The sequence below is a fragment of the Methanorbis rubei genome, from assembly GCF_032714495.1.
Classification (GTDB): Archaea; Halobacteriota; Methanomicrobia; order Methanomicrobiales; family Methanocorpusculaceae; genus Methanocorpusculum; species Methanocorpusculum rubei.
In genome coordinates this window covers 138989-162607 of the sequence record NZ_JAWDKB010000002.1, presented here as the reverse complement: position 1 = coordinate 162607, position 23619 = coordinate 138989, and the positions used below count along the sequence as shown (strand labels likewise).

Annotated in this window: 22 protein-coding genes; 13 read left to right on the top strand and 9 right to left on the bottom strand. The window is 51.6% G+C overall.

All coding sequences use genetic code 11. The features are described from left to right. Positions 1-115: 115 nt before the first annotated feature. Positions 116-616 carry a rubrerythrin family protein gene (locus McpCs1_RS02745; protein ID WP_338095728.1) on the bottom strand — a complete coding sequence of 167 codons (501 nt, stop codon included), beginning with the start codon at positions 614-616 and terminating at the stop codon, positions 116-118. A 131-nt stretch (positions 617-747) separates the two neighbouring features. Here McpCs1_RS02745 and McpCs1_RS02740 point away from each other — a divergent pair, with 131 nt between their 5' ends. The 6 genes from McpCs1_RS02740 (at position 748) to McpCs1_RS02715 (ending at position 6203) form a co-directional block, all read left to right on the top strand. Next, positions 748-1446, top strand: a complete 699-nt coding sequence (locus McpCs1_RS02740; protein ID WP_338095727.1) for a JAB domain-containing protein — start codon at positions 748-750, stop codon at positions 1444-1446. 215 nt (positions 1447-1661) lie between these two features. Next, positions 1662-2672 carry an adenylosuccinate synthetase gene (locus McpCs1_RS02735; protein ID WP_338095726.1) on the top strand — a complete coding sequence of 337 codons (1011 nt, stop codon included), beginning with the start codon at positions 1662-1664 and terminating at the stop codon, positions 2670-2672. Position 2673: 1 nt separating this feature from the next. Next, on the top strand, positions 2674-2853 hold the full coding sequence (locus tag McpCs1_RS02730; RefSeq protein WP_338095725.1) for a methytransferase partner Trm112: 180 nt from the start codon (positions 2674-2676) through the stop codon (positions 2851-2853). 12 nt (positions 2854-2865) lie between these two features. Then, on the top strand, positions 2866-3429 hold the full coding sequence (locus McpCs1_RS02725) for a DUF7524 family protein (RefSeq protein ID WP_338095724.1): 564 nt from the start codon (positions 2866-2868) through the stop codon (positions 3427-3429). Next, on the top strand, positions 3411-4334 hold the full coding sequence (gene cbiB / locus McpCs1_RS02720) for an adenosylcobinamide-phosphate synthase CbiB (protein ID WP_338095723.1): 924 nt from the start codon (positions 3411-3413) through the stop codon (positions 4332-4334). The genes McpCs1_RS02725 and cbiB overlap by 19 nt, the downstream gene beginning before the upstream one ends. 267 nt (positions 4335-4601) lie before the next feature. Next, complete coding sequence (locus McpCs1_RS02715; RefSeq protein ID WP_338095722.1) at positions 4602-6203, top strand: cache domain-containing protein; 1602 nt, start codon at positions 4602-4604, stop codon at positions 6201-6203. Between the two features lie 5 nt (positions 6204-6208). On the opposite strand, the gene McpCs1_RS02710 is transcribed toward McpCs1_RS02715, so the two are convergent. Together McpCs1_RS02710 and McpCs1_RS02705 are read right to left on the bottom strand one after the other, a co-directional pair. Continuing rightward, positions 6209-7174: a biotin--[acetyl-CoA-carboxylase] ligase gene (locus tag McpCs1_RS02710; RefSeq protein WP_338095721.1), complete on the bottom strand. Its 966-nt coding sequence runs from the start codon at positions 7172-7174 to the stop codon at positions 6209-6211. 11 nt (positions 7175-7185) lie between these two features. Continuing rightward, positions 7186-7947: a hypothetical protein gene (locus McpCs1_RS02705; RefSeq protein ID WP_338095720.1), complete on the bottom strand. Its 762-nt coding sequence runs from the start codon at positions 7945-7947 to the stop codon at positions 7186-7188. Between the two features lie 122 nt (positions 7948-8069). On the opposite strand from McpCs1_RS02705, the gene McpCs1_RS02700 reads away from it, so the two are divergent. The 5 genes from McpCs1_RS02700 (at position 8070) to aspS (ending at position 12542) form a co-directional block, all read left to right on the top strand. After that, positions 8070-8960 (top strand): thiamine pyrophosphate-dependent enzyme, encoded by an 891-nt coding sequence (locus McpCs1_RS02700; RefSeq protein WP_338095719.1) that lies wholly within the window; start codon positions 8070-8072, stop codon positions 8958-8960. Continuing rightward, a complete protein-coding gene (locus McpCs1_RS02695) occupies positions 8957-10087 on the top strand; it encodes a transketolase C-terminal domain-containing protein (RefSeq protein WP_338095718.1) in 1131 nt (376 codons plus the stop codon). The genes McpCs1_RS02700 and McpCs1_RS02695 overlap by 4 nt, the downstream gene beginning before the upstream one ends. Then, positions 10087-10614 carry a 2-oxoacid:acceptor oxidoreductase family protein gene (locus McpCs1_RS02690; protein WP_338095717.1) on the top strand — a complete coding sequence of 176 codons (528 nt, stop codon included), beginning with the start codon at positions 10087-10089 and terminating at the stop codon, positions 10612-10614. Before McpCs1_RS02695 ends, McpCs1_RS02690 begins: the two co-directional genes overlap by 1 nt. Next, the gene (locus McpCs1_RS02685; RefSeq protein ID WP_338095716.1) at positions 10615-10866 is read left to right on the top strand and encodes a 4Fe-4S binding protein; all 252 of its coding nucleotides are present in this window, start codon (positions 10615-10617) and stop codon (positions 10864-10866) included. A 386-nt stretch (positions 10867-11252) separates the two neighbouring features. Next, a complete protein-coding gene (gene aspS / locus McpCs1_RS02680; protein ID WP_338095715.1) occupies positions 11253-12542 on the top strand; it encodes an aspartate--tRNA(Asn) ligase in 1290 nt (429 codons plus the stop codon). 227 nt (positions 12543-12769) lie between these two features. On the opposite strand, the gene McpCs1_RS02675 is transcribed toward aspS, so the two are convergent. The 6 genes from McpCs1_RS02675 to McpCs1_RS02650 all read right to left on the bottom strand — a co-directional run bounded on the left by McpCs1_RS02675 (position 12770) and on the right by McpCs1_RS02650 (position 20707). After that, positions 12770-16201, bottom strand: a complete 3432-nt coding sequence (locus McpCs1_RS02675; protein WP_338095714.1) for a DNA polymerase II large subunit — start codon at positions 16199-16201, stop codon at positions 12770-12772. A gap of 27 nt (positions 16202-16228) precedes the next feature. Beyond that, positions 16229-16708 (bottom strand): HEAT repeat domain-containing protein, encoded by a 480-nt coding sequence (locus McpCs1_RS02670; RefSeq protein WP_338095713.1) that lies wholly within the window; start codon positions 16706-16708, stop codon positions 16229-16231. After that, complete coding sequence (locus McpCs1_RS02665) at positions 16708-17721, bottom strand: mechanosensitive ion channel family protein (protein WP_338095712.1); 1014 nt, start codon at positions 17719-17721, stop codon at positions 16708-16710. Before McpCs1_RS02665 ends, McpCs1_RS02670 begins: the two co-directional genes overlap by 1 nt. A gap of 1 nt (position 17722) precedes the next feature. Further along, a complete protein-coding gene (locus tag McpCs1_RS02660; protein ID WP_338095711.1) occupies positions 17723-18493 on the bottom strand; it encodes a DUF432 domain-containing protein in 771 nt (256 codons plus the stop codon). Between the two features lie 543 nt (positions 18494-19036). Next, on the bottom strand, positions 19037-20098 hold the full coding sequence (locus McpCs1_RS02655; protein ID WP_338095710.1) for an SPFH domain-containing protein: 1062 nt from the start codon (positions 20096-20098) through the stop codon (positions 19037-19039). Continuing rightward, entirely contained in the window at positions 20099-20707 is a 609-nt protein-coding gene (locus tag McpCs1_RS02650; protein WP_476738686.1) for an NfeD family protein, read from the bottom strand. A gap of 261 nt (positions 20708-20968) precedes the next feature. On the opposite strand from McpCs1_RS02650, the gene pepD reads away from it, so the two are divergent. After that, the gene (gene pepD / locus McpCs1_RS02645) at positions 20969-22399 is read left to right on the top strand and encodes a beta-Ala-His dipeptidase (RefSeq protein ID WP_338095708.1); all 1431 of its coding nucleotides are present in this window, start codon (positions 20969-20971) and stop codon (positions 22397-22399) included. Continuing rightward, positions 22396-23604 (top strand): hypothetical protein, encoded by a 1209-nt coding sequence (locus McpCs1_RS02640; protein WP_338095707.1) that lies wholly within the window; start codon positions 22396-22398, stop codon positions 23602-23604. The genes pepD and McpCs1_RS02640 overlap by 4 nt, the downstream gene beginning before the upstream one ends. Positions 23605-23619 lie beyond the last annotated feature (15 nt).

Here is a 23619-nt window from a genome sequence, read left to right as displayed (position 1 = left end):
GATGTTTTTTTTCGTGAAGTTTTCTGTGTGTTCCCGCGAAGCGGTAAGCAGGCCAAAGGCATGCGTTCCGCTTTTCCGTGGGCGGCCCGAAAAAAAAGAAATGGGGATGATAAATTTACTCGATGATCTTAAAGGATGCGCCCGGGATGCCGCAGATCGGGCAGCGGTCGGAGGTCTTGTTGATCTCGATGTTGCCGCAGACCGGACAGAGATACACAGTCTTGACCTCGAAGTCTCTGCCCGCCTTCACTGCTGCGAGTGCCTGCTTGTAGAGATCAGCGTGAGCCGCCTCTGCCTTCATTGCATGCTCAAAGGTGATGAGTGCATCCTGACGACCTTCGGCTTCTGCGATCTTGATGAACGAGGGGTACATCTCGTTGGTCTCATGCAGCTCACCTGCCATTCCTGCCTCAAGGTTTGCAACGGTCGTTCCGATGTATCCGCCGACACGAAGAAGACGGCGTGCATGAATCTCCTCTGCTGCGGAGGTTGCACGGAAAAGCTTTGCAACGTGGTCGTATCCCTCGTCTGCGGCAGCTTCTGAGAAAGATTTGTACTTACGGTTTGCCTGTGATTCACCGGCAAAAGCATCTGCAATGCATGTCTTAGTGTCCATGCATAGTATTTGCCGAAGTTGGGGAATAAAGGTTTGGGATGGGGACTTCGAAAGAATAATTGTGAATGAATTCTGAAAAAACCTCACGATAATTTAATTACTTTTCTCCAATCAATACTCACATAACTGAGATGAGTCTGAAAAACACCGCCGAGATAGATCGGCCGCGGGAAAAGCTGATAGCAAACGGACCGCAAAGCCTCATACTCGCAGAGCTGGTCGCGGCAATCATCGGCCGCGGCACAGCAAAAAACGATGCACTCAAAATCGGAAAAGCGGTCGCAGACATTCTGATGAAAAACACCTACAACACAACCATTGAAGATATCTCGTCAATAGACGGCATGGGACCTGCCAAAGCCTGTCAGATACTTGCCGCACTCGAACTTGCCCGCAGGTTTCCTCCGCCCGACAGAAAACATGCAATAATCAAGCGTGCAGAAGACATCCTGCCCTTCGTCAGCCAGTACCGCTACGATAAACAGGAAAACGTGGTTGCAGCAACCCTCTCCGGCGCACACGAAATACTCAACATCCGCCTCATCACCCGCGGACTTGTCAACGAAAGCCATGTACATCCAAGAGAAGTGTTTGCTGGCGCCGTCACCGACCGTGCCGCAGCAATAGTTCTCATTCACAACCATCCGTCCGGAAACCTCACACCAAGCAGACAGGACATGTTAGTCACCGAAAAAATCCAGGCAGCAGGAACAATCCTCGGCATCAAACTTCTGGACCACATCATTATCGGCCCCTGCGACGGATTCCAAAGCATCCTTGAAGAGGAGGAGTCAGACGAAAACGATGAAGATCGTAAATATGTTCAGTAATGCTCACCACAGGTCATGCTCCGCCCACGGAAAAACAGAACACACGGAAGTAACATTTTTAATGTGAATTCCGTGCTGTTCACGTCTGCTCCGTGATGTTTTTTCCGTGAAACTCCGCGTTTTCCGTTTTTCCGTGGGAGGCAGAATTTAGTAAAAACCACCAACGAAAACCAAGACCTTATGTGAGTTCCAAGCCTATTACTACTGATACACATATGCCAAGCACGATCATTGTCGGCGGCTTTTTTGGTGACGAAGGAAAAGGAAAAATCGTTGCCCACATCGCCCAGCAGGATAAAGCAAAAATTATTGCACGCGGTGGTGTCGGCCCGAACGCCGGTCACACCGTGGAAGTCGGTGACAAAAAATACGGCGTGCGCATGGTGCCGTCAGGTTTTGTCTACCCGGACGCAAAACTCATGATCGGCAGCGGCGTGCTGGTTGACCCGCGGGTCTTCGCCCGCGAGCTTGAGACGCTGCAATGCGGAGACCGCACCTTCATCGACGGACGCTGCGGTGTCATCGAAGAAGAGCACATCTTCAAGGACAAAAACGACGCCCACCTCTCAAAAACCGTCGGATCAACCGGCTCAGGATGCGGACCCGCAAACTCAGACCGCGTAATGCGAACCGCACGGCTCGCACGCGACGTCCCCGAACTCGCCCCCTACATTGTCGACGTTGCCCAGAATGTCAACGACTCAATCGACGCAGGCGACGCCGTCATCATTGAAGGAACGCAAGGATTCGGCATCTCCCTCTACTATGGAAACTATCCGTATGTCACCAGCAAAGACACCTCTGCATCCCAGATGGCAGCAGATGTCGGTGTCGGTCCGACCAAGATTGACGACGTCATCGTTGTCTTCAAGGCATTCCCGACAAGAGTAGGCGAAGGCCCGTTCCCGACCGAACTCTCCCACGACGACTCCATGGCAATGGGCATTCAGGAGTTCGGTACCGTCACCCGCCGCGAGCGCAGAATCGGTACATGGGACGGAAAGATGGCACGCTACTCCGCAATGATCAACGGCTGCACGGCAATCGCCATCACCGGCGTTGACCACATCGACAAGAGCGTCTTTGGCGTCAAAGAGTACAGCAAACTCACCCCCGCGGTCAAGAAGTTCCTTGATCAGATCGAAGGAGACACCGGTTGTCCGGTCGGCATCATCTCAACCGGACCCGAACAGTCACAGATCATCGACATCAGAAACGAGCTGTAAGATGAAGCGCTGGGTCCTCGACATCATCTGTTGCCCTGTCTGCAAAGGAAACTTTATGCTTACAGAGATGGAGGGTAATGATACAGATATTGTCGAAGGACTGCTGACCTGCACATCCTGCAAACGGGTGTACCCGATATCCTCCGGCATCGCAAACCTTCTTCCCAAAGAAGAAAAATGAGGTTGAACGTATATGGCCATTGTTGAAATTCAGCTGAATCGTCTTGGAATTAATTCGTTAGAACTTTCCACCGACGCGGTGGACGTGAGTGCGGGAACCGCACTCCACGTCCGGTTCATAAACCACGGCTCGCCGACCCATGCAACACTCAGATGCGAAGCATCCGCGTACACCAACTTTACCTATGAAAACATCTATGTCGAGAGCGAGGCCGAGCTTGAGATCAAGATGAGGGAAGAGGCAGGGTCGGGAAGTTTCAACATGCAGGTGATCACCGGTTACGGCATGCGGCGCGAGTCGTTCACGATTAATGTGCTGAAGTCCTGCCCGACACCGGCACCGGAACCGATCATCTTCCCTGAAGAGCCGATCGAGGTCCCGAAACGAAAACGTTCGAAGGATCTCGGCAGCGGTACGGGAAGCTTTGCGGTGATTGCGATTATGCCGATCATTGCGGCAGTTATTCTGATTCTCTGGCAGTACCTTCCGTTGAACATTGACGGGCTTGCCATGACGATCATCATCTACTTAATCATGCTCGCCGGAGTCATCATCGCATGGCGTTCGGCGCAATAACTCTTTTTTTTGCACTGATTCTTGACAGACTGATAGGTGACCCCCACTCAAGGTTCCATCCGGTTGCTCTGCTTGGAAGCCTGATAGGGCTCTGGGGCAGGACAAATTATTATCCGAAAAAACTGGAGAGGTTTGTTGGCATCCTCGGCTGGCTGCTGACGGTTGCTGCGTTCACTCTGCCGTTCCTCTTAGTCTCATGGCCGTCTGAGTGGTGGTACATTCAGCTGCCGATTGCTGTTGTGCTGCTGTCATTCTGTTTTGCATGGAGATCGCTTGAGGAGCATGTGGCAGCGGTGGAGACAGCGCTTGCCAAGGGTGATGCGGAAGGGAGAGCTGCTGTTCAGCTGCTGGTCAGCCGCGATACGGCGAAGTTGTCGCATGAGCATATCAGATCAGCTGCGTACGAGTCGGCTGCGGAGAATCTGGTGGACAGTATTGTTGCTCCGCTGTTCTGGTTTGCGGTCTTTGAGTTGTTGTTCGGGATGGGCATTGTGGGAGCTGCACTTTTCCGTGCGGCAAACACGATGGATGCGATGCTCGGTTACAAGGATGATCGTATTCGCATCGGCTGGTTTGCGGCACGGATGGACGACGTGCTCGCATACATTCCGGCACGGATTGCAGGCGGTCTGTTGGTAATTCTGTTTGCCTGCCGCGGTCGTTTTCGCCAGGCTGTCACCGCATACCGTGCTGATCACAAAAAACGTCCGGGATTCAATGGCGGTATCCCGATGAGCCTCATCGCTGGAGGATGCGGCATTATGTTTGACAAGCCGGGCGTCTACACGATCGGCTCTCCCGAACGAACACTCGATGAAGGCGGGGGATGCATCATCAGAATCATGCGGGAAGTGACGATACTTTTCGCCGGGATCATAATCACTGTTCTATTGGTCTGGGGATGATAATACATTCAAAAATAAATTTCAAACAAACGTTAATATTATCATATGGACAATATATACACTGGAAGTAGATCAGTATCGGATAGATAGAATTCGGTTTGAACAAAACCGTATTTTGTCATCTTTTCAAAAATACCAATACAATCATTCACTCCCCAAAAAACCACCATGGTTAATGGAAAAAAGATTATGAATCATAGATCCAGTTGCGTAATTGCTGTTTTTGTACTCCTTAGTCTTTCTGTGCTCTGTGCAGGATGCATCGACTTGAATCAGCAACAGACCCAAATTCCCCTTGAAGAAACGTACGCAGACCAGTTACAGGCAACCAAAAATCTGACCCAAGAGATTGACAGCAAACTTGCAAAATTGCAGGAAGCACTGATACAGGCAGCAGACACCATCGCAAATGATATGGGAAATAAAACGCTGACAGATCAGGAGTTCAACAAACTGTATCTCACCTATCCGGAGGTTGAGGTGATCATGATCGCAGACGAGAACAAGATCGTTCGTGACATCAGTCCGGACAACACCTATCTTAGTCCGTATCTGAACACCAAAATAACAGATCCGTACTTCAACATCACTGCAGACTCGCCCCAGTTGAACTATGGCCACTTTCAGCACGGAAACCGTACCGTCGCCGCCGTTGTGATACCGCTGATAACCAGTGGCAATGAGTACAAAGGAGCACTCGTTACAGTTGTTGATTCATCGCTGTTCTACCAGAATACGATCTACGGATTCCAAAAGAACACCGGATACAGTGCATGGATTGTGGACGAAAAAGGGCGTATTTTGTATTATCCGGAACGGGCACAGTACACCACGGATATTATGCAGCTGAAGTCTCCAAATCAGACAGAGTTGAATCAGGTTCTACAGGCAATTCTTGATACAAAATCAGGAGTTGCCACATACTCCGAGTACAACTATGCGAAACTCAAGATCACCCGGCAGGCCGCAACATGGGATACAGCAAACGACTACAACAAGGACAGCAATTATATACCAATCGTTGTGGTGACCTCTGAGATCAACAGCAGTCAGCAAATTACCCATCCGGAAAAATCCACAAATATGAATCTGGAAGGGTTTGTCAATGCCGCATACCTGTTTGCCAAAGAGAACGGGCAAACCGCAGCACTTGCAGAGTTCAATGACCCAAACGGTGATTTCACGACAGAAGAGTATTACATTGCCGCCTTCGACATGAACGGAACCGTGCTTTCCAATCCCTATCGTGCAGAAATTATCGGAAAAAACAGGATGAACTTTGAGGATGCAAATGGCGTGCACACTCTCTGGATGTTTACCGACCGCGCCCTGCAGGGTGGCGGGTATGTGACCAATGTGTATGAAAATCCGGTAGATGATATGCAAACTGAAGTGAAAATCAGTTATGTACTGCCGGTAAACGATGAATGGTACATTACCGCAGGAGAGTTCCATCCGGAGATTACTGCCGTTGTTCCGCCAACCGTGCGGACAGATATGATCCAGTATGCACGTTCAATTGAGGTGCTCATCTCAGAAAACGGCAGAGAGGCGGCAGTAGCATCGCTCAATAACAGAAGTCATTACCGTGAAGATATCGAGTTGAACATCTTTGACAAATCCGGAAATGTCATTGTGCATGATTCAAACGCTGAGATTGTCGGAACAAATCTTATGGGTGCGACCGATATCTATGGAACGTCCATCATCCGCGAGGTAATGATGTTTGCAGAGGATGGGGGAGGATTCCGGTACACCAACATGCCGCTGGAGACAAAAGAGACAACAGAATTCTCGCTGGCATATGTCAAACAGATCGGAGACGACTGGGTTTTAATGGTCAGCGTTTCGATGAACGAAACAGAATGAAAAAATTACACCGGCCGGACACTGACCTCTCCGGAAGACAACGTCCGTCGTCCGGCAGCAGTCTCCACCACAAGACCGCCCGCGTCATCCACCGCAACCGCGACCGCATCATACCATACCCCTTTTTCCAAAAACCGGATCGGTTTTCCAAGAATCATGGACCGACTGCGATACTCCTCAAGAAACGACCGGTCGGTCATCGTCTCTGAGAGAGTGAAAAGATGATTTGCAACAGCCGCCGCAAAACGGTTGCGGGAAAATCCCGGATTTTCCTCGAACAGTGACCCTGCAACAGAACGAATCTCCTCAGGAAACTCTGACGCGGAAACATTGATCCCGATACCAACCACCACACACTCAACGCGGCCTGACTCAAACCCGCTGACCGCCTCGCACAAAATTCCGCAGACCTTTCGGCCATCGACAAACACATCGTTCACCCATTTGATCTCAGGAGTCTGATCCGTCATCTCCTCAATCGCACGACAGACCGCAACTGCCGCAGCAGTCGTGATCAACACCGCGTCCGTAAACAAAAGTTCGGGCCGCAGCACCACACTCAGATAGATGCCCGAACTCTTCGGCGAGTAAAAAGATCTGCCAAGCCGACCCTTGCCAGCGGTCTGCTCCTCAGCGAGCACCATAGTTCCGTGAACCGCTCCTGCAACCGCAAGAGCCTTCGCATCATCATTTGTTGAGCCGGTACGTTTGTGAATGGTGATCGGCAGCTGCTGATACTTCGGCAGCAGCCAGGGGCGGATACCCTCCTGCGACAAAATATCTGACTCGGTATCAAGACAGTAGCCCTTGTTCGTCACCGCAGTAACCGAGTGCCCTTCTGTCTCAAGCGACTTCACCGCCTTCCAGACAGCAGACCGGGACACACCGAGAGTTGCCGCAAGATCCTCGCCTGAAACAAACGACCCCCGCCTCTCTTCAAGAACCCGGAGGACAGACTCTTTCACACTCATAAAAAAAGAAGTTATGATGCCATCGGCTGGGCAATCACATTCTTCGGCAGCAGGAACTTCACCGCAAACTCAGGGATCGACTTATCACTCTGGATAAGCATCTTGAAGTATGCCTGATTGTCAGGAGTATTTCCCTGATACTCAAGAATAACCTTGTAATTGATCGTCATCAGGGGAACTTTTCCAAACAGTGTGGTCAGCCTCGCGCTCTGCTCACCGATCGTTATCGGCTGGTTGCGGACAAGCTTCGTGACACTGCCGTCGGCAGAAAACATCATCTCATTTCCGTCAGCAAGGGCGATCAGGGTGTGACCGCTGATATCAACCGGCTGACCGATGGGGAACCAGACGCCATAGGTTGTGATGTACGGATAGCTCGTTGCCTGTCCGGGTTGTACCTGAACTGATGCGGAGGCTGCAAGCACAATAAGGACCAGAATAATCAGGAGAATAATTCCGCCGATAATTTTTCGTTTGCGGCTCTTGTTCACTGCCTGCTTTTCCTTTTGTTTGAGCTCCGACTCTTTTGCTGCAAGGCGCTGCGCCTCGAGCTCAGACTGCATCTTTGCATCAGCTGCTATTTTCTGAGACTCCAGCTCCTGTTTCATTCTCATCTCGGTTGCTGCCTTTTCATCTGCGGCTGCAGCAGCAGCATGCGCCTCAGCTTCAGCCTGTGCTTGGGCCTCGGCCTTTTCCCGATTGAGACGCTCGACTTCCTTTTGCAGTTCCTGGACTTTTTTTGGATCTGCTTCCGTATTCGGGTCTTGACTCATATAACAGTTCATGGATAAGCGCGGATATAAAGTTTTGCTGGCGAAGGGGAGAGTCTCTGATGAAATTTATCATACCCAAGAAAAAGCCTCATTATTAATCATGACAAATATGATACTATTTCATGACGGAAATTCCAAAAGAGGAAATGCTGTTAAAATGTCCGTCCACCTGTGCCGGGTGCGGATCTTTGCTGGCACTTCGCTATATTCTGAAGGCCGCGGGAAAGGATACGGTTCTCGTAATTCCTGCCTGCTGCAACAGTGTCATCCAGGGAGTCTATCCCTACATGCTGCACACAGTCCCTGTGTATAACATCGCCTTTGCAGCTGCCGCCGCCTGTGCCTCAGGAATGAGCGAGGCATTCAGAGCAGTTGGAAAGAAGACCAACGTCATCGTGTACGCAGGCGACGGAGGAACCGCTGACATCGGCATTCAGGCACTCTCCGGCGCTCTCGAACGCGGAGAGGACTTCCTGTACATCTGCTACGACAACGAAGCCTACGGTAACACCGGTATGCAGCGCTCGGGAGCAACACCGCTTGGTGCAATCACCACGACGACCCCGAACGGCAAAACGGTCAACAAAAAAGATCTCGACAGAATCATCGAAGCACACAACCTGCCCTACCAGGCAACCGCATGTGCATCGTACCCTGCTGACATCTACAACAAAGTCAAGAAGGCCCTCTCAATTCCTGGCCCCAAGTTTATCCACATCTTAGCTCCCTGCCCGCCCGGCTGGAGAACACCGTCAGAGAAGACGGTTGAGATTGGAAAGATGGCGGTCAAGTCCGGCATCTGGGTACTCTGGGAAAAAGAGTACGACAAATTCACCATCAGCGCACCGTCACGCGCAGCAATGAAGAAGCCCTCACCGGTTGTTGACTATCTGAAGGCGCAGGGAAGATTCCGCAAAGTGGATGACGCAACTGCTGCAAAGATTCAGGCACAGGTTGACAAGAACCTGAAAAAAATCGCAGCAGAAGCTGCCTACTCGGAGGAAAACGCATGAGCGATAAACTGGTGATGTCAACCGGCAACAAGGCCATGGCAGCTGCCGTGAAGATGGTGAAGCCGACCGTGGTCGCAGCGTATCCGATCACCCCGCAGACCGAAGTCATCGAAGCAATTGCAGAGTACGTGGACGGCGGCGAGATGACTGCCAGATACATTCCGGTCGAGTCAGAACACTCTGCGATGACCGCATGTATCGGTGCATCAATTACCGGCGTCCGTGTGTTCACGGCAACCAGCTCGCACGGACTGCTCTATATGCATGAGATGCTCCACTGGGCAGCAGGTGCAAGACTTCCAATCGTAATGGGCCAGATCAACCGAACGCTCGCTCCCGGATGGAACATCTGGGCCGAACACTCTGACGCTCTCTCGCAGCGCGACACCGGATGGCTTCAGGTGTATGTGTCGACAGTTCAGGAAGCATACGATGCAACGATCATGGCGTTCAGAATCGCAGAGGACAACCGTGTTCTCCTGCCGGTGATGATCAACATGGACGGATTCCTGCTCTCCCACATCATGCAGCCGTTCGAGATGACCGAGCCCGGAGACTTTGTTCCGCAGATCTCTCTGCCGCACAAGATCGATGTGAATGATCCAAAAGGTTACGGCGCAATGTCTCCGTCTGACATTCACTTCACGTTCCGTCATGACATGGAAAAAGCAATGCGTGCCTCGCGCACTGTGATTGCCGAGACGGAAGCTGCGTTTGCCAAACGTTTCGGCAGAAGCTATGCTCCGATCGAGGAGTACCTCTGTGATGATGCAGATGTCGTGATCGTTGCGATGGGAACTCTTGGCAAAGAGGCAGAGGTCGCCGCAGATCTCCTCAGGAAAGAGGGAGTCAAGGCAGGCGTGATGCGCATCCGCTGGCTGCGTCCATTCCCGGTCGATATGAAGATCGAAGGAAAGGATCTGGTAGTGATCGACCGCGACTACTCGTTTGGTTTCGGCGGTGTTGTTGCCGGAGAGATTCAGGCGAGATACCCGCAGGCAAAAATTGCAAGTGTGATCGCCGGCCTCGGTGGTCAGGAAGTGACGTATGAGGATATGGCAAACTTCGTCCGCACACGAAAAGTCGGTACCGAGTTCTGGTTCGGTATTCCTTCGGAGGAGCAGTAATGTACGAGATTCGTATTCACTCACGCGGCGGCCAGGGCGGTGTGACCGCAGCACGGATGATGGCAGCAGCAGCCGTGAAAGACGGCAAGTTTGCAACAGCCTGCCCGTTCTATGGAGCAGAACGCCGCGGTGCACCAATCGTATCGTTCGTCCGGATCGATAACGCTCCGGTCAGGATTTACTCCCAGATCAGAAAGCCTGACATGATCATCATCCTTGACCCGACCGTCATGGACACCGTAAATGTGCTGGACGGTCTGAAGGAGGGCGGTTCGATCTTCATCAACACGCATGAGGATGTGCAGTTTCCAAAACAGTTCACCGTGCACAAAGCAGACCTGACCGGAATTGCGCTTCGCGAGAATCTGGTTGTTGCCGGAAGTCCGATTCTGAACACGCCGGTAATTGGAGCGCTTGCAAAGCTTGGCCTCTTTACGCCGGACTCAGGAACGAAAGCTATCACAGAGACGTTTGCCGACCCAAGAAACGTTGCGGCGGCAAAGGAAGCATACAAAGAGGTGAAGTAAATGGCAATGCCGAAGATGACGATCAGTGTTCCAAAGGAAGGGGCAGCAGGGCTTACCGGTTCATGGCGGACGTTCCGTCCGGTGGTGAACCGCGATATCTGCAATCACTGCGGTATCTGTGCGATGTTCTGTCCTGATGCGGTGATCGATCCTGACAATGAGGAGATCGATCTGGTGTACTGCAAGGGATGCGGTATTTGTGCAAACGAGTGCCCGAAGAAGTGCATCGTAATGGTGAGAGAGGAACGGTAAGCTTCTCTCTGGATTTCTTTTTTTTTCAAAATATGTTATTGCGCAAAATCCATTCTGTGTAAAAATGTGATCACGCGCCATTTATTTCATGGAAAAATGTGATCAGGATCACGAAATGGAACGAAAGGGGTTGTCATTGAATAAAGTATCTATCCGGTTTTTTGACGATAAGGAAGTTCGAGCCGTATGGGATGATGAAAAATCCAAATGGTGGTTTTCCGTTGTCGATATTATCGGCGTTTCACTTCCGATATTGTGAGTGATTTACTTCCGAAAATAGTGCCAACCAAACCCAATGATCACAGATATTTTTCGACCCAAAAATCCGTGACTACCACTCACGGCAAACACTAATCTATCTCAACAGCAAATAATACAGAGATTTTATGCGCATCCCAATAAAAGACGTCACCCCCGAATGTGAACGTGCGGAAGTTGCCGGATGGGTTCACGAAGAACGTGACCTCGGCGGCCTCACGTTCCTTCTCGTTCGCGACAGAACAGGAATCCTTCAGGTGACCATCCCGAAGAAAAAGGTCAGCCCTGAAGTGCTCGCCGCAGTCAAGGAAGCAAGCCGCGAGTCCGTCATCTCCTGTGAAGGAGTTGTCAAGGCAACCGACAAAGCACCCGGAGGACGCGAACTCGTCCCGGAAACTCTCAAGGTCATCTCCCGTGCAGACACCCCTCTGCCGCTGGATGTTTCCGAGAAAGTTCCGGCAGAACTGGATACCAGACTCGACAACCGCTACCTTGACCTCAGAAAACCCCGCGTCAACTCGATCTTTTTAATCAGAAACGCCGCACTTCGCGCAGTCAGCGAGTTCCTCTGGGACCACCACTTCACGCAGGTCCAGACCCCGAAGGTCGTCGCAGCCGCAACGGAGGGAGGAACCGAACTCTTCCCTCTCGCATACTTTGACAAGGAAGCATTCCTCAACCAGAGCCCGCAGCTCTACAAACAGATGCTCATGAGTGCAGGATTCGACCGTGTGTACGAAATCGGCCCGATCTTCCGTGCAGAAGAGCACAACACCGTCCGCCACTTAAACGAAGCAACCTCGATTGATATCGAGATGTCTTTCGCAGATGAAAAAGATGTGATGAAGATCCTCGAAGAGGTTGTCTCCTATGCCTATGAAAAAGTTGCCGACACCTGTTCGAATGAACTCGCCACCCTTGGCTTAAACGACTTCGAGGTGCCAACTGCACCCTTTCCGAAGATCACCTATCAGGAAGCAATTGAGATCGCAAGCAAAAAAGGCGAATCACTCACCTTCGGCGACGATCTCACCACCGCAGCAGAGAAAGTCGTCGGCGAAGAGATGGGAACCATGTACTTCGTCACCGAATGGCCGTCCTCAACCAGACCGTTCTACACCATGGCCTTTGAAGACCGCCCCGAAGTCTGCCGTGCGTTTGACATGATGCACCCGAGAATGGAACTCTCCTCCGGAGCCCAGCGCTGCCATGTTCACAGCAAACTTGTCGAACAGATCAAAGGAAAGGGCCTCAACCCGGACGCATTCGAGTTCTATCTCAACCCGTTCCGCTACGGCATGCCGCCGCACGCAGGATGGGGACTTGGTGCAGAGCGTCTTGTGATGACCATGCTTGACCTGCAGAACATCCGCGAAGGCGTACTCTTCCCCCGCGACCGACACAGAGTCAGCCCGTAAATAAAATCAATTTACCAATTATTTTTTTCTCAGCAGATTTTTCAAAAATAATTTCGCAAAAATATTTTCAAAAAAAAATAAATGGGTGCCCGTCAACCAGTTTTCCGCAGCCGCGAGCCCCGGCGGGGCCGAGCGGCGAGTGCATCGGAATTTATCATTTCTGTAAGGTGAAGGTGTGGAGCAAAAGCTCCACACCTTCACCTTATCATTAGAAATGGGAAATTCCGTTAGAAAAAGTCAGACAGATCCATCTGCTGCTTCTCTTCCTGCCCGAACGTTGACCAGATGTTCATCTCGGTCACCGCAATACGCTGATTCGTGTACTCGGACAGCTGGTAGTGCTCGGCCATGTACTTCGAGATCTCCAGATACTTTGTCACATTTCCTTTATGCATCGTCGCCTTCAACACAGCCCCGCATTTTGTACACTTTCCTGAGATCGGAATTCTGCGGAAACTTGTCTTACATCTTGGGCAGCGGAATGACTGCTTCGAAAACGAACGCAGGTTGCCGATCATATCAGGCATTAAGTGGCTGTTAATGATTCGCTCCGCAAGATCGTTTGTCTCAACAGCCCTGATACGGTCGGCAAGATCAAGCTCTGCTTTGATCTTGTCGGTCGTTCCCTTCAGAATGGGATTCGTGTACATCGTATCAAGCGGGCCTGCAGAGATGTCCTGCGTATCATGCGTGAAGGAAAAACCTTCAAACTGCTCGGGAGTTCCCACACGGTTCTCCACATGATCCACAATTTTTTCCAGATTCTTTGGCGGCGTGTAGGTAAGGCACGCCTCATACACCGCAAGCGGATAGCGGCTCATCACATCCACGTTCAGCGTCTCCTTATCAACCTCTTTCGGATTCAGTGTCGTGGTCAGAACGAGCGGGGCATCCATCGTGCCGCCGCGGGTGCTGGGAAGGAAGGACCGTGAAAAGTTCACGAGTCCGTCCATCAAAAGCATCACGCAGTCCTCGTCCCCGTCGCAGTTTCGCCGTTTTGCCGCATGATAAAACGGATGAGCGTATCCTGCCTTCGCCTTCGTAAACCCGATAACCCGTGCGAGAACTCCCGCACTCGTGTGCGGCGCAAGACCCATAATCAGCTGGCCGACTAAATCCTCAGGCACTTTTGCACAGTAGAACGGATCAAGTCCGTAGAGTTTTTCCAGCAGCTGATCGATGTAGGTCGCCACCCGCACCAGATACTCGCCGCAGTCTTCAGAGACAAGAATGTCCTGCGGGTTCAACTCAATCAGCTGATCGGGAGAGGTCAGCTCAGCACCGTGCATGTCCTTTGTGTACCCGATCGACCGAAGTTTTTCGACCGTAACCGCAATCTCTGCCGGACGGAAATGCGTCAAGGGCAGATCGATCATATCATACCTGACCGTTCCGTCCCGGAACACATACACTTCGTTTGCCGCACGAAGAATTCCTTTCTCGAGCGGCTCAACCACACGCTCTTTGGAGATAAGTCCGCGGACTCCCTTCAGTTCAGGAATGGCATTTGCCGCAAGACCGGTCACCGCAAGCGCCGCGTTATACTCCTGACGAAGACTCATCACGCTGTCCTTCTGGCAGGTAAGCGGAGCGCCGCATCGCATACACTGCTCTTCGCCCGGCAGGCCGAGTGTGCTGCAACGCGGACAACGGTAAACAGCGTCGGTGTGTGAGCCGCAGCTGCACCTGCTCTTGAACGTCACCGCACCGCAGGACGGACATTTCCGCTCTCCGGTCTCGACATGAATCATGCCTTCCACCTGTCCGCTCGTCACCGCAGTTCCCGAGAACATGTCACCCGACAGGTCTGCATTGCAGAACTTTGCCGCGTTGTCGATCGACCGTTTCATGCCTCCCGACTCACCGATCGGAAACAGTACGTGAACCGGCGGCTTCATTTTTCTGGGAGCGGACTTGCCGGGTCTTCCCATGCGTCCGCCAATGCGGGTGCCGGCTTTGGACCGCATCTTCATCCCTGAAAGGTACGCGGCCATCGCAAGACCGTTCGTGAAAGGCGGCAGCGTGTTCCATGTCGCGCTCTTTTCAAGTGAGTATGACAGACCGAGACCCGCGATTAAGGCAAGCGGCGTTTTGATCACATACTGACCGTTCTCCACCGTGTGAGGAACAAGGAGCTCTTCAAGCACTGCCTTCACCGCAGGATCCTGCGGGATGTAGAGCACACCGTCTTTGACAGATGCCGTCTTTGCTACGGCATCAGAGAGGAAGAGAAGCTGCTCTTCAGTGCAGTCATCCCAGAACCAGGTGAAGTTTGGATGCAGGTAAGCACCTTCCGCAACGAATGAGATTGCCTCAGCCTCACTCTCGGGATGGCGGGGGCCGCCTTCCTGAATCCACCATGCCTCGCAGTAGCTTGGCGGCGCAAGTACGTGATTGTTCTCAAGGAACTCGCCGTACGAAATTAGCATCTCGCCAACGTCGAGGATGTACTCGATCTCCTTAGCATCGACATGCTTGTTCGCCTCTTCCAGCGTATCGATTCGCAAAATTTCGCCGGAGGTCAGGCGGACGGTCGGCCCTTCAATCGTGTCGCAAGGCACAACACCGCAGGCTTTACCGGGCCGCTCCACTTTCATCTGGGTCCCGACCGCCAGATAATCATCCAGCACATGCAGTGTCGCAGGATTAAATCCGCAGGTTGCAAACCCGGTGTTTCTTCCGCGGCCAAGTTGTAAGCGGAACCCGCCTTTTCGCATCGGGTACGAAAACGGCGGCCGGCCTGCAAGCATATCACGCATGTACTTGTCTTTCGGATGAATGCCCGGCTCTTCCTCTTCGTCCGATGCGGACGCAGTTCCTGAGATCAGTGTCTCCAGCCACTCCCATCCGTCAAGATGCATTTTTGCAACATTTTTCTGAATCTTTGGCGCCTTCAGTCCGATACCTTCGGCGATCACCAGACACATACCGCCGCGGACGACATTGGTCTCCACGCGTTCAAGGTTCCGGTATCCGGAGATCTCCTCCTTCTCTGTCGGTTCGCCGTCGATGCAGACCGGACAGTTCCGGATGATGAGACGGATATCATCATCTTTGGGGAGGTACTGCATACTCTGAATGCCGTTGTACTGCTTGATCTCCTCAACATACCGCTCAATCTCATCCTCCCGCGGCTTGTAGCGATCAAGGTTCAGAAGTCGCCTCACATAGTCGCCGACGAGAACAGACAGTGCCTGCGCTGTTCCGCCTGCGGAACGGATCGGGCCTGCATAATAGATGACCAGATACTCTGACCCGTCATCATTTTTCTTGACGCCGACTTTGCCGATACCTTCGGTGGGCGCAGCAACCACACCTTCCGTGAGAAGTGCCATCGACGCACGAATCGCATGGTCAAGAATTTCTTCGCGGGTCGTCTCCCCGAACTGGCGGGACACAAACGCATCGCCGATCTTCAGCGATGCTTCCTCGCGGCTCATCCGCTCTTCCAGCTCACGGATACAATCGGCAACTCCTTTGTAGTTTAGGAGCGCCTCAACACGTCCTGCAAGATCGCTTGCAATTGGAATCTCCACTTCGGTTCGCGGATCAAAACCTTTCGCCTTTGCTGCCTGCGCAACTACCATCGCCCGATCGAGTTCACTGATCAAGTGATCCAGATACGCACGATAGCGGGGGGAGGTTGCAAGTTCAGCCATTTCGGAGTGTTAGTGTTACTGTTAGTGTTAGTATTCAAAGATGTGGAGCTTTGCAAGCGTCAGCTCAGCGCAGAGTTTCACCTGCTGGTCGCGTCCGTTCGCTGCCCCAACAAGTGCAGGAACAGCTTTTGCTTCCAGCCGCTCAAGAGCAGCAGACGCCATGCCACGGGCCGTGGGGTTCGTTGAAGAGAAGAGCGAGATTAGGGACGGCACCGCGTCCTCGCCAAACGAAGAAAGAACCGCTCCGTAATATTTCTGGATGTCCATGTTCTGTTCGATCTCCGCATACTCTAAAATGATTGGAATAATTCCCGGCCCCATCTTGACAAGTGATCGTCCAAGATACCAGCGGGTGTCAAGTGTTGCATCAGGCATTTCCGCAATCACAATCGGCACAATTTTTTCCGGTGCGGCGCGACCTACTTCGGCAATTGCATCAACAGCGGCGTGGCGGACTTCGAGGGACTCATCATTGAGGGAGCAAAAACATGCATTGAGATTTACCATTATTTCACCTGGGCAGTATTTTCCGGAGCAGACTGTTCCCTGCCGGGACCGGCTGTCTGGAGGTATTCGGGAGAGGAGGAGGGTTGTATCGGACGGCCGTACATTGCCCGGTCCAGCGACTTGTTCTGATCATGGCCGAACCAGACCACATTCTGATCGAACGGGATGACAATGCCTGCAGCGCGAAGGGCCTGCACAATCTTTCCGAGAAGTTCGGTCTTCGCATCCCACCAGTATCCGGACGGAGCCCAGATACGGACCAGAAGGTTCGAGCCGTTCGGGCCGAGATTGTCCACGAACACTGAAGGGGCAGGACTCTTCAGGGCATACGGATGTTTGTCAACCGTCTCCTTGATGATTTTCATCGCTTTTTCTGCATCATCCTTGTACCGGATGGTGATGTTGTAGTCAAAGCGCCGTGCAATATGGGCAACATAGTTTGTGATGTCTGAGGTGAACATCGCTTCGTTTGGCACGCGGACATAGACGCCTTTGTAGGTGCGAAGCGTTGTTGACATCAGGCCGATGTCTTCGACATATCCTTCGGTTCCTTTGACGGCAATGTTGTCGCCAAGGCCGACCGGCCGCTCGAACATCAGCAGAAGACCGGAGATGAAGTTGGAAAGAGTGCTTTGACTGGCAAAACCGATCGCAACCGCAATGATTCCTCCGGCAACCATTAAGCCGCTGAAGTCAATGCCGAGCGGAGTGCTGACCGCGAGGAATCCGAAGAAGTAGATGGTCCAGCGGGTGAGCTTTTCCATGAAGGCGAGATTGCCTTTGTCAATCTTGCCGGAAAACATCCTGCGCACGATGTTGGAGAGCAGTTTTGCGATGATGAAGGTCGCGGCAATGATGACGACAACAGCGATGATGTCGCCGTAGGTCATGGCGATGCCAAAACTTTCGAAGGGTTTTGTTGCGAGGAAACTCGTGTTTTCAACGCTTGTGGTAAGCGATCCCGCCCCGTTGAACAGACTCTCCATGATGCCGGTAACGTTAATTTCCGCCATTTCAGATCAGCCCCAGGTCCATGGTGAAGACGGTATCGACAATCGAACCGGAGACATTGGAGAAGGCCGACATCTTTCTTGGTTTGTAGAGCCGAATCGAGCGGGACATCTCAGGTCTGAGAGGCCGGTCAATGCCCACAACGTCTGCACTTTCACGGTTGAGGATGGTCATCTCCGCGGCCATTGAAACGACCGCGTTATCATAGTGGAGGAACATTCCTTTTTCATAGATGATGACGCGTGACACATACACCCATTCGTCGGTGGTGTTTTGAATGGTGAGCCTGAGAACTCCCTCTTCGTAATTTTTCGCCTGCGGGGGGTAGGCATGAATCTGCGATTTGTGCCATTTGGTGATGACACCGCGGTGGGATGAGCCGTACATGGAGTACTTTGGCGGCTTGAAGGTGAACACGTCGATGACATCGGTCTCCCCTTTGGACTCGATGAAGACGCCGATCTCGATCGGGAACGTGAGGAAGATGACAGTTTTACCGTTCGGCTCGATCATCATCTCACTGAACTTTATCTCGAGAAAGTCGGTGACCGGATCAGGAACATAGAGCGGCTCAACCGGATGAATGATCATTCTGGCATCTGCTGAGGAGGAGATGGTTGCTTCGCGAACTGCTTTTCCAATCGCACGGTGATAATGATACATGCCGCGGTTCTGTTCAATTGCGAGGGAGAGACCGGCAAAGTTCACGGCATAATCGAATGTGAACCTTCCATAAGAAAACGCCGGGATGTCGTCTGAGGATTCGTCGTCCACGGGCGGAGTGGTGAGGGAGGAGGAGGGAGGAGGGAGGGAAGTTTGTACTTGCGGCTCTGTAGATCTGCGACGGGTAATTCTTCTCAGCGATATTGTCGTTCCCTCCGGTTCGTTTGATGAATACTTAGGAGGGAAAACTATAATGCAGTTTCGTATTGGGCAAGAGGGGGTGTTATGTTCTGCTCCGCCACACGACTCTCATGTCCTTCTCACTACTTCGTTGCTCCGCCCACGGAAAAACGGAACACACTGAATACCACAGAAAAAACATCACGGAGCAGACGGGAACAACACGGAACTCTAAAACATTGATACAACAAAAAAATTTAATTCGTTTTTTGAAAACTTGCCATGAAACATTTTGCAGCATCGCATGATATTTTTTTAAAAATCATTTCCGTGATGTTCACGTCTGCTCCGTGATGTTTTTTCTGTGAAATTTTCGTGTCTTCAGATTTTCCTGCGAAGCAGTGAGCAGGCCGAAGGCATGCAAATCGTGGGCGGAGCAGAACGTAATGGAAAAACCAAAAAAACGAAAAAAAATTATGTTGATCCCGAAATCGGCGGAACTTCATCTGCCGCTGCGGCTTCAGCTGCCGGATCCTCCGGTGGTTTGATCGAGTCAACGACCTTCGCAATCTCTGCAGGGTTTGGAAGATCGCCAAGGATGCTCTCATCAAGATCGAGCGGGGCCGCATCATCGACCTCGGTAAGATCCTCAGCTCCAAGGAACTTTGCCCCCTGCTTGATGAGGGTCGAAACCTCGAACGGGAAGATGATCTTCGTTGCCTGGCCATCCGCCATCTTCTGCAGAGCGTTCAGCGAGAGAACCGTTATCGCTCTCTTGTCAAGAGGGCGAGAACCGAGCGCCACAATCCGCAGACCCTGGGCTTCTCCCTGTGCCTGCAGAATTTTACTCTGACGTTCACCTTCAGCACGGAGAATCTTACTCTGCCGCTCACCTTCAGACTCAAGAATCATACTCTGACGAAGACCTTCGGCTTTCAGAATTGCCGCACGCTTCTCTCCGTCAGCACGAAGAATTGCCGCACGCCGCTCACGTTCCGCCGCGGTCTGCTCGGTCATTGCCTGCTTGACAGCACCAATCGGGTTGACCTCTTTGATCTCAACACGCTCGATTTTGACACCCCACTGATCGGTCTCCTTATCGAGAATATCCCTGAGGCGGCGGTTGATCATATCACGGTTGTAGAGAACCTCGTCAAGCTCCATGTCACCAATGATGCCACGAAGACTCGTTTGCGCAAGGGCGACCGTTGCCTGACGATAGTTTGAGACCTCAAAGTATGCCCGCTCAGGATCCATCACGCGGACGTAGATGATCGCATCGACATCGGTCGGCGAGTTGTCTTTCGTGATAACCTCCTGGGACGGAACATCAATGACCTGGGTTCTGAGATCCAGTTTGATGACCGTTGTGATGAACGGCACGACCCATTTGAATCCAGGATTCATCTGGCCGACATACGTTCCGAGACGGATGGCGAGACCCTTCTGGTACGGCTGGATGATCACAACACCTTTTGCAAAGATATAGAGAATAATAATTATCAGTACGATAGAAACGAGAGTAAATATGTCCATTTAGGAAACCTCCTCAACGGTTATGTGAACGCCGCTCGCGGCGGTCACCTGTATTTTTGTTCCGGCCGCAATTTTTGCGCCCGTGCTTTTTGCGCTCCAGACAACGCCTGCGATATCGACTTTGCCTGAGATCGTATCCGGAACCACCTCAACAACAACATGGCCGGTTTTTCCGATAAGCGAGTCCCTGCCGGTTGTGATCGGTTCCTGATCCGGAGACAGTCTCCGGTACAACAGAACACTGATCACCGCCGCAACAATTGCGGCGAGAACGGCAACGCCGACACCGATTGGTGACGCAAAGATATCAACTCCGGCGAGGACCATGAGTCCGAGAACAATCATGGCGGTTCCGGGCACAGCCATGAAAAATCCCGGCGTTGTCGCTTCGATGACAAGGAAAATCGCACCGGCAACGATGAGAACCCACGGCAGCACCGAAGGGTCCAAAAGTGTTTCAAGCATGGTATAATCTAGTAATAGCAGGCAGGAGGCAATAAATGGTAGGGTGAGGTTTGGTTTGTGTTGCGGGTCTCGCTTGAGTAACCACGGAATGCACGGAGAATGTCTGCGGAGTCGGAATGCACGGAAAAATATTTTTTTATTCATTTTCGCAAACATAAAAGAAAAATTAAAAAAAATCGAAAATCTTTCCGTGAACTCTGGCGCCGCAGGAATTCTCCGTGTATTTTCACGAAGTGATGAGTAGACTGAAGATATGCAATTTTCTGTGAAGCTCCGGAAAATTTTCGTGCATTCCGTGGTTACCCCAAACGAGACCAAGGATACAAAAGCCGATGAGTCTCACCCGAAGGATGATAATTTTTTACGCTTAATATCTTACAAACCAAAAAATTGGCAGGAGCTCTCATGAATCACGGACCAGTTCTTGAGTACTTTGAGGCGATCACAAAAATTCCCCGCCCTTCAAAGCACGAGGAAAAAATGCGGAAGTATCTTTTGGCATTTGCCAGAGATCACCATCTCTCTGCACGCGAGGATGCCGCAGGCAACATCTGCATCGTCCGCGAGCCGGATCCTGCCTGCAGGGATGCTCCCGCGGTTGTTCTGCAGTCCCACATGGACATGGTCTGTGAAAAGGATCAAACGAAGACGATCAACTTCGAGACAGATCCGATCGAGACAGAAATTGTCGGCGACTGGATCTACGCGAAAGGGACAACACTTGGTGCAGATAACGGTATTGGTATCGCCTACAGTCTTGCGGCTCTGACGGAAAATATCAGGGCTGGAAAAATCGAGTGCCTATTCACAGTCGATGAGGAGACCGGTCTTACGGGAGCGAAGGCGGTGTCTGCGGAGATGTTTGAAGGCTCGCTCTTGATCAATCTTGACAGCGAGGAGGAGGGAGCAATCTGTACCGGATGCGCCGGAGGGGTGGAGACGGTTGCTGAGATCTCGTGGACGCCAGTTTCGTCTCCGGCAGAAAATGTCTACTTCCGAATCACTATCGACGGACTTTCCGGCGGACACTCAGGAATGGAGATTCATCTCGGACGGGCGAACTCAATAAAAATTCTTGCAGAATTTCTTGCGAAAATTACGGCGATAACCGTCTGCAGACTTTCGGGAGGAAATTTATCGAACGCGATACCAAGACATGCAGAGGCTGTCTTCGGTATTCCGGAGGCGGACGTCGAACATGTCAGGGACATGTTCTCTGCGTTTGAATGCGAGACCATAAAAAAATATGAACAGACTGATCCGCACATCTCGCTATCGCTTGAGCCAAAAGAGGTCGAGGAGAAAAGCATCCCGAATGATGTGGCCCGGGAACTGATTGCTGCCCTGAACGCATGTCAGAACGGGGTGATTGCGATGAGTGCGGTGATTCCTGATCTTGTGCAGACCTCAACCAATCTGGCGGCAATCGAGATGAAGGATAACTCGCTCGCGATCACAACTTTGCAGAGAAGTGTCTCTGAGTCTGAGAAATTCGCGGTCTCGAAAAGTATTGCAGAGTTGTTTGAACAATGCGGGGCGGTTGTTATCACAGAAAATGAATTCCCCGGCTGGATGCCTGACCCAAACTCACCGCTTTTGCAGACAGCGATTCGTGTGCATGAAAAAATGTACGGGGCAAGGCCTCTCGTCGGGGCGACGCATGGAGGGCTTGAGTGCGGGCTGTTCAAAAGAGTCCGGCCCGAACTCGATATGATCGCTATCGGGCCGAACATTACCGGTGCCCACTCGCCCAAAGAGCGGATGCAGATCTCTTCTGCGAATCGCGTGTGGGAGTATCTCTGCGAGATTCTTGAGGAGATCGGAGAGAAGAAGTGACAAAAATTTCTGCATCACCACTGGATCTGTTTCAGTTGTATCTGGGAGATGCGGGAAATGCATTTCAGATCTGTTTTGCGGTTGCATTTGCGGGGCGAATTGATGCGAATCTTCTGCGTGACGCGGTGTCCCGCGTTGGTGAGGAATTTCCAATTCTTTCCAGCAGATTTGTTGGGGGAAGAGAATCGGGAGATTTTTGTTTGAGCGAGGGGGAAATTCCAGTTATCATAACAGATCAGACGCCTGATCAGGTCATGACAACGCTGCATCCAGAAAGTGATGCACTGCTGCGGATAACGATTTGCCGCGGCAAAGATTCTGACACGCTTATTTTTTCTGTGGCACATCTTCTTACTGATTTCCGTGGACTGCTGGATGTTGCGAAGCATGTCGCTGATCAGTATCGGATGCAAAAATTTTCTGCAAAAAAATTTTCGCCAAAAAAAATTGATCGAACACTTGCAGTGGTGTTTGAAAAATTTTCAGAAGAACAACTTGCGAAATTATTTTTGGATGAAGAGGAGCGGACGCGGGAAACTATTTCGTACAAAAATTATTTTCTCTCGACTGATCAAAGTTCCCGCACGATGCTTCTCAAGGCCGCACTGGGACCCGAGACCTTAGCACGAATGAAAATTTTTGCAAAATCTTTTGACGCAACCGTGCATGATCTCCTCATCGCTACATATGCGGAAGCGTTGTCTGATCATCTTGAAGGCGAACGCCCAAAAAAAATTCCGCTCTGTTCGACGGTTGATCTTCGCAGATATATTTCTGAAGAAGAGAGTGTGTTCGCAGCAAACTACACGGTTGCCTACTGGTCGCCGGTAGTCTGCGGCGAAAATTTTTCCCAAACTGTTTCGTCAGCAGTAGAGCTCTCACGGGAGCTGAAAGAAAACTCAATCGGTGTCGGAGCGGCAAAGCCGTTCTTTGATGCGAGACTGACTTCAGATGACACGAAAAAGTTTGCCGGCTTTCCGTTTCTGACCAACCCGGGTGTGGTGCCGGATGGCGCCCTGAACTTTGGTGAGAGCGTCGCAGTCACAGACATGGAGTTCAGTTGCGTGGCAAAAGGAGGAATGCCGTTTTCGATTGCGGTGTTAACTTATCGAAATGTTCTGCATCTCTGCATCAGTGCGAGAGAGGACTCAAAGGAAGCGGCATCTCTTCTGAAGAGAACGGTAGAGATTCTTGAATCGATTTGAGAGGAGCGATTCTCA

Coding starts and splice junctions, on each gene's coding strand:
- McpCs1_RS02745 (WP_338095728.1), bottom strand. CDS start 616: ATGGACACTAAGACATGCATTGCAGATGCTTTTGCCGGTGAATCACAG.
- McpCs1_RS02740 (WP_338095727.1), top strand. CDS start 748: ATGAGTCTGAAAAACACCGCCGAGATAGATCGGCCGCGGGAAAAGCTG.
- McpCs1_RS02735 (WP_338095726.1), top strand. CDS start 1,662: ATGCCAAGCACGATCATTGTCGGCGGCTTTTTTGGTGACGAAGGAAAA.
- McpCs1_RS02730 (WP_338095725.1), top strand. CDS start 2,674: ATGAAGCGCTGGGTCCTCGACATCATCTGTTGCCCTGTCTGCAAAGGA.
- McpCs1_RS02725 (WP_338095724.1), top strand. CDS start 2,866: ATGGCCATTGTTGAAATTCAGCTGAATCGTCTTGGAATTAATTCGTTA.
- cbiB (WP_338095723.1), top strand. CDS start 3,411: ATGGCGTTCGGCGCAATAACTCTTTTTTTTGCACTGATTCTTGACAGA.
- McpCs1_RS02710 (WP_338095721.1), bottom strand. CDS start 7,174: ATGAGTGTGAAAGAGTCTGTCCTCCGGGTTCTTGAAGAGAGGCGGGGG.
- McpCs1_RS02705 (WP_338095720.1), bottom strand. CDS start 7,947: ATGAGTCAAGACCCGAATACGGAAGCAGATCCAAAAAAAGTCCAGGAA.
- McpCs1_RS02700 (WP_338095719.1), top strand. CDS start 8,070: ATGACGGAAATTCCAAAAGAGGAAATGCTGTTAAAATGTCCGTCCACC.
- McpCs1_RS02695 (WP_338095718.1), top strand. CDS start 8,957: ATGAGCGATAAACTGGTGATGTCAACCGGCAACAAGGCCATGGCAGCT.
- McpCs1_RS02690 (WP_338095717.1), top strand. CDS start 10,087: ATGTACGAGATTCGTATTCACTCACGCGGCGGCCAGGGCGGTGTGACC.
- McpCs1_RS02685 (WP_338095716.1), top strand. CDS start 10,615: ATGGCAATGCCGAAGATGACGATCAGTGTTCCAAAGGAAGGGGCAGCA.
- aspS (WP_338095715.1), top strand. CDS start 11,253: ATGCGCATCCCAATAAAAGACGTCACCCCCGAATGTGAACGTGCGGAA.
- McpCs1_RS02675 (WP_338095714.1), bottom strand. CDS start 16,201: ATGGCTGAACTTGCAACCTCCCCCCGCTATCGTGCGTATCTGGATCAC.
- McpCs1_RS02670 (WP_338095713.1), bottom strand. CDS start 16,708: ATGGTAAATCTCAATGCATGTTTTTGCTCCCTCAATGATGAGTCCCTC.
- McpCs1_RS02665 (WP_338095712.1), bottom strand. CDS start 17,721: ATGGCGGAAATTAACGTTACCGGCATCATGGAGAGTCTGTTCAACGGG.
- McpCs1_RS02655 (WP_338095710.1), bottom strand. CDS start 20,098: ATGGACATATTTACTCTCGTTTCTATCGTACTGATAATTATTATTCTC.
- McpCs1_RS02650 (WP_476738686.1), bottom strand. CDS start 20,707: ATGAATAAAAAAATATTTTTCCGTGCATTCCGACTCCGCAGACATTCT.
- pepD (WP_338095708.1), top strand. CDS start 20,969: ATGAATCACGGACCAGTTCTTGAGTACTTTGAGGCGATCACAAAAATT.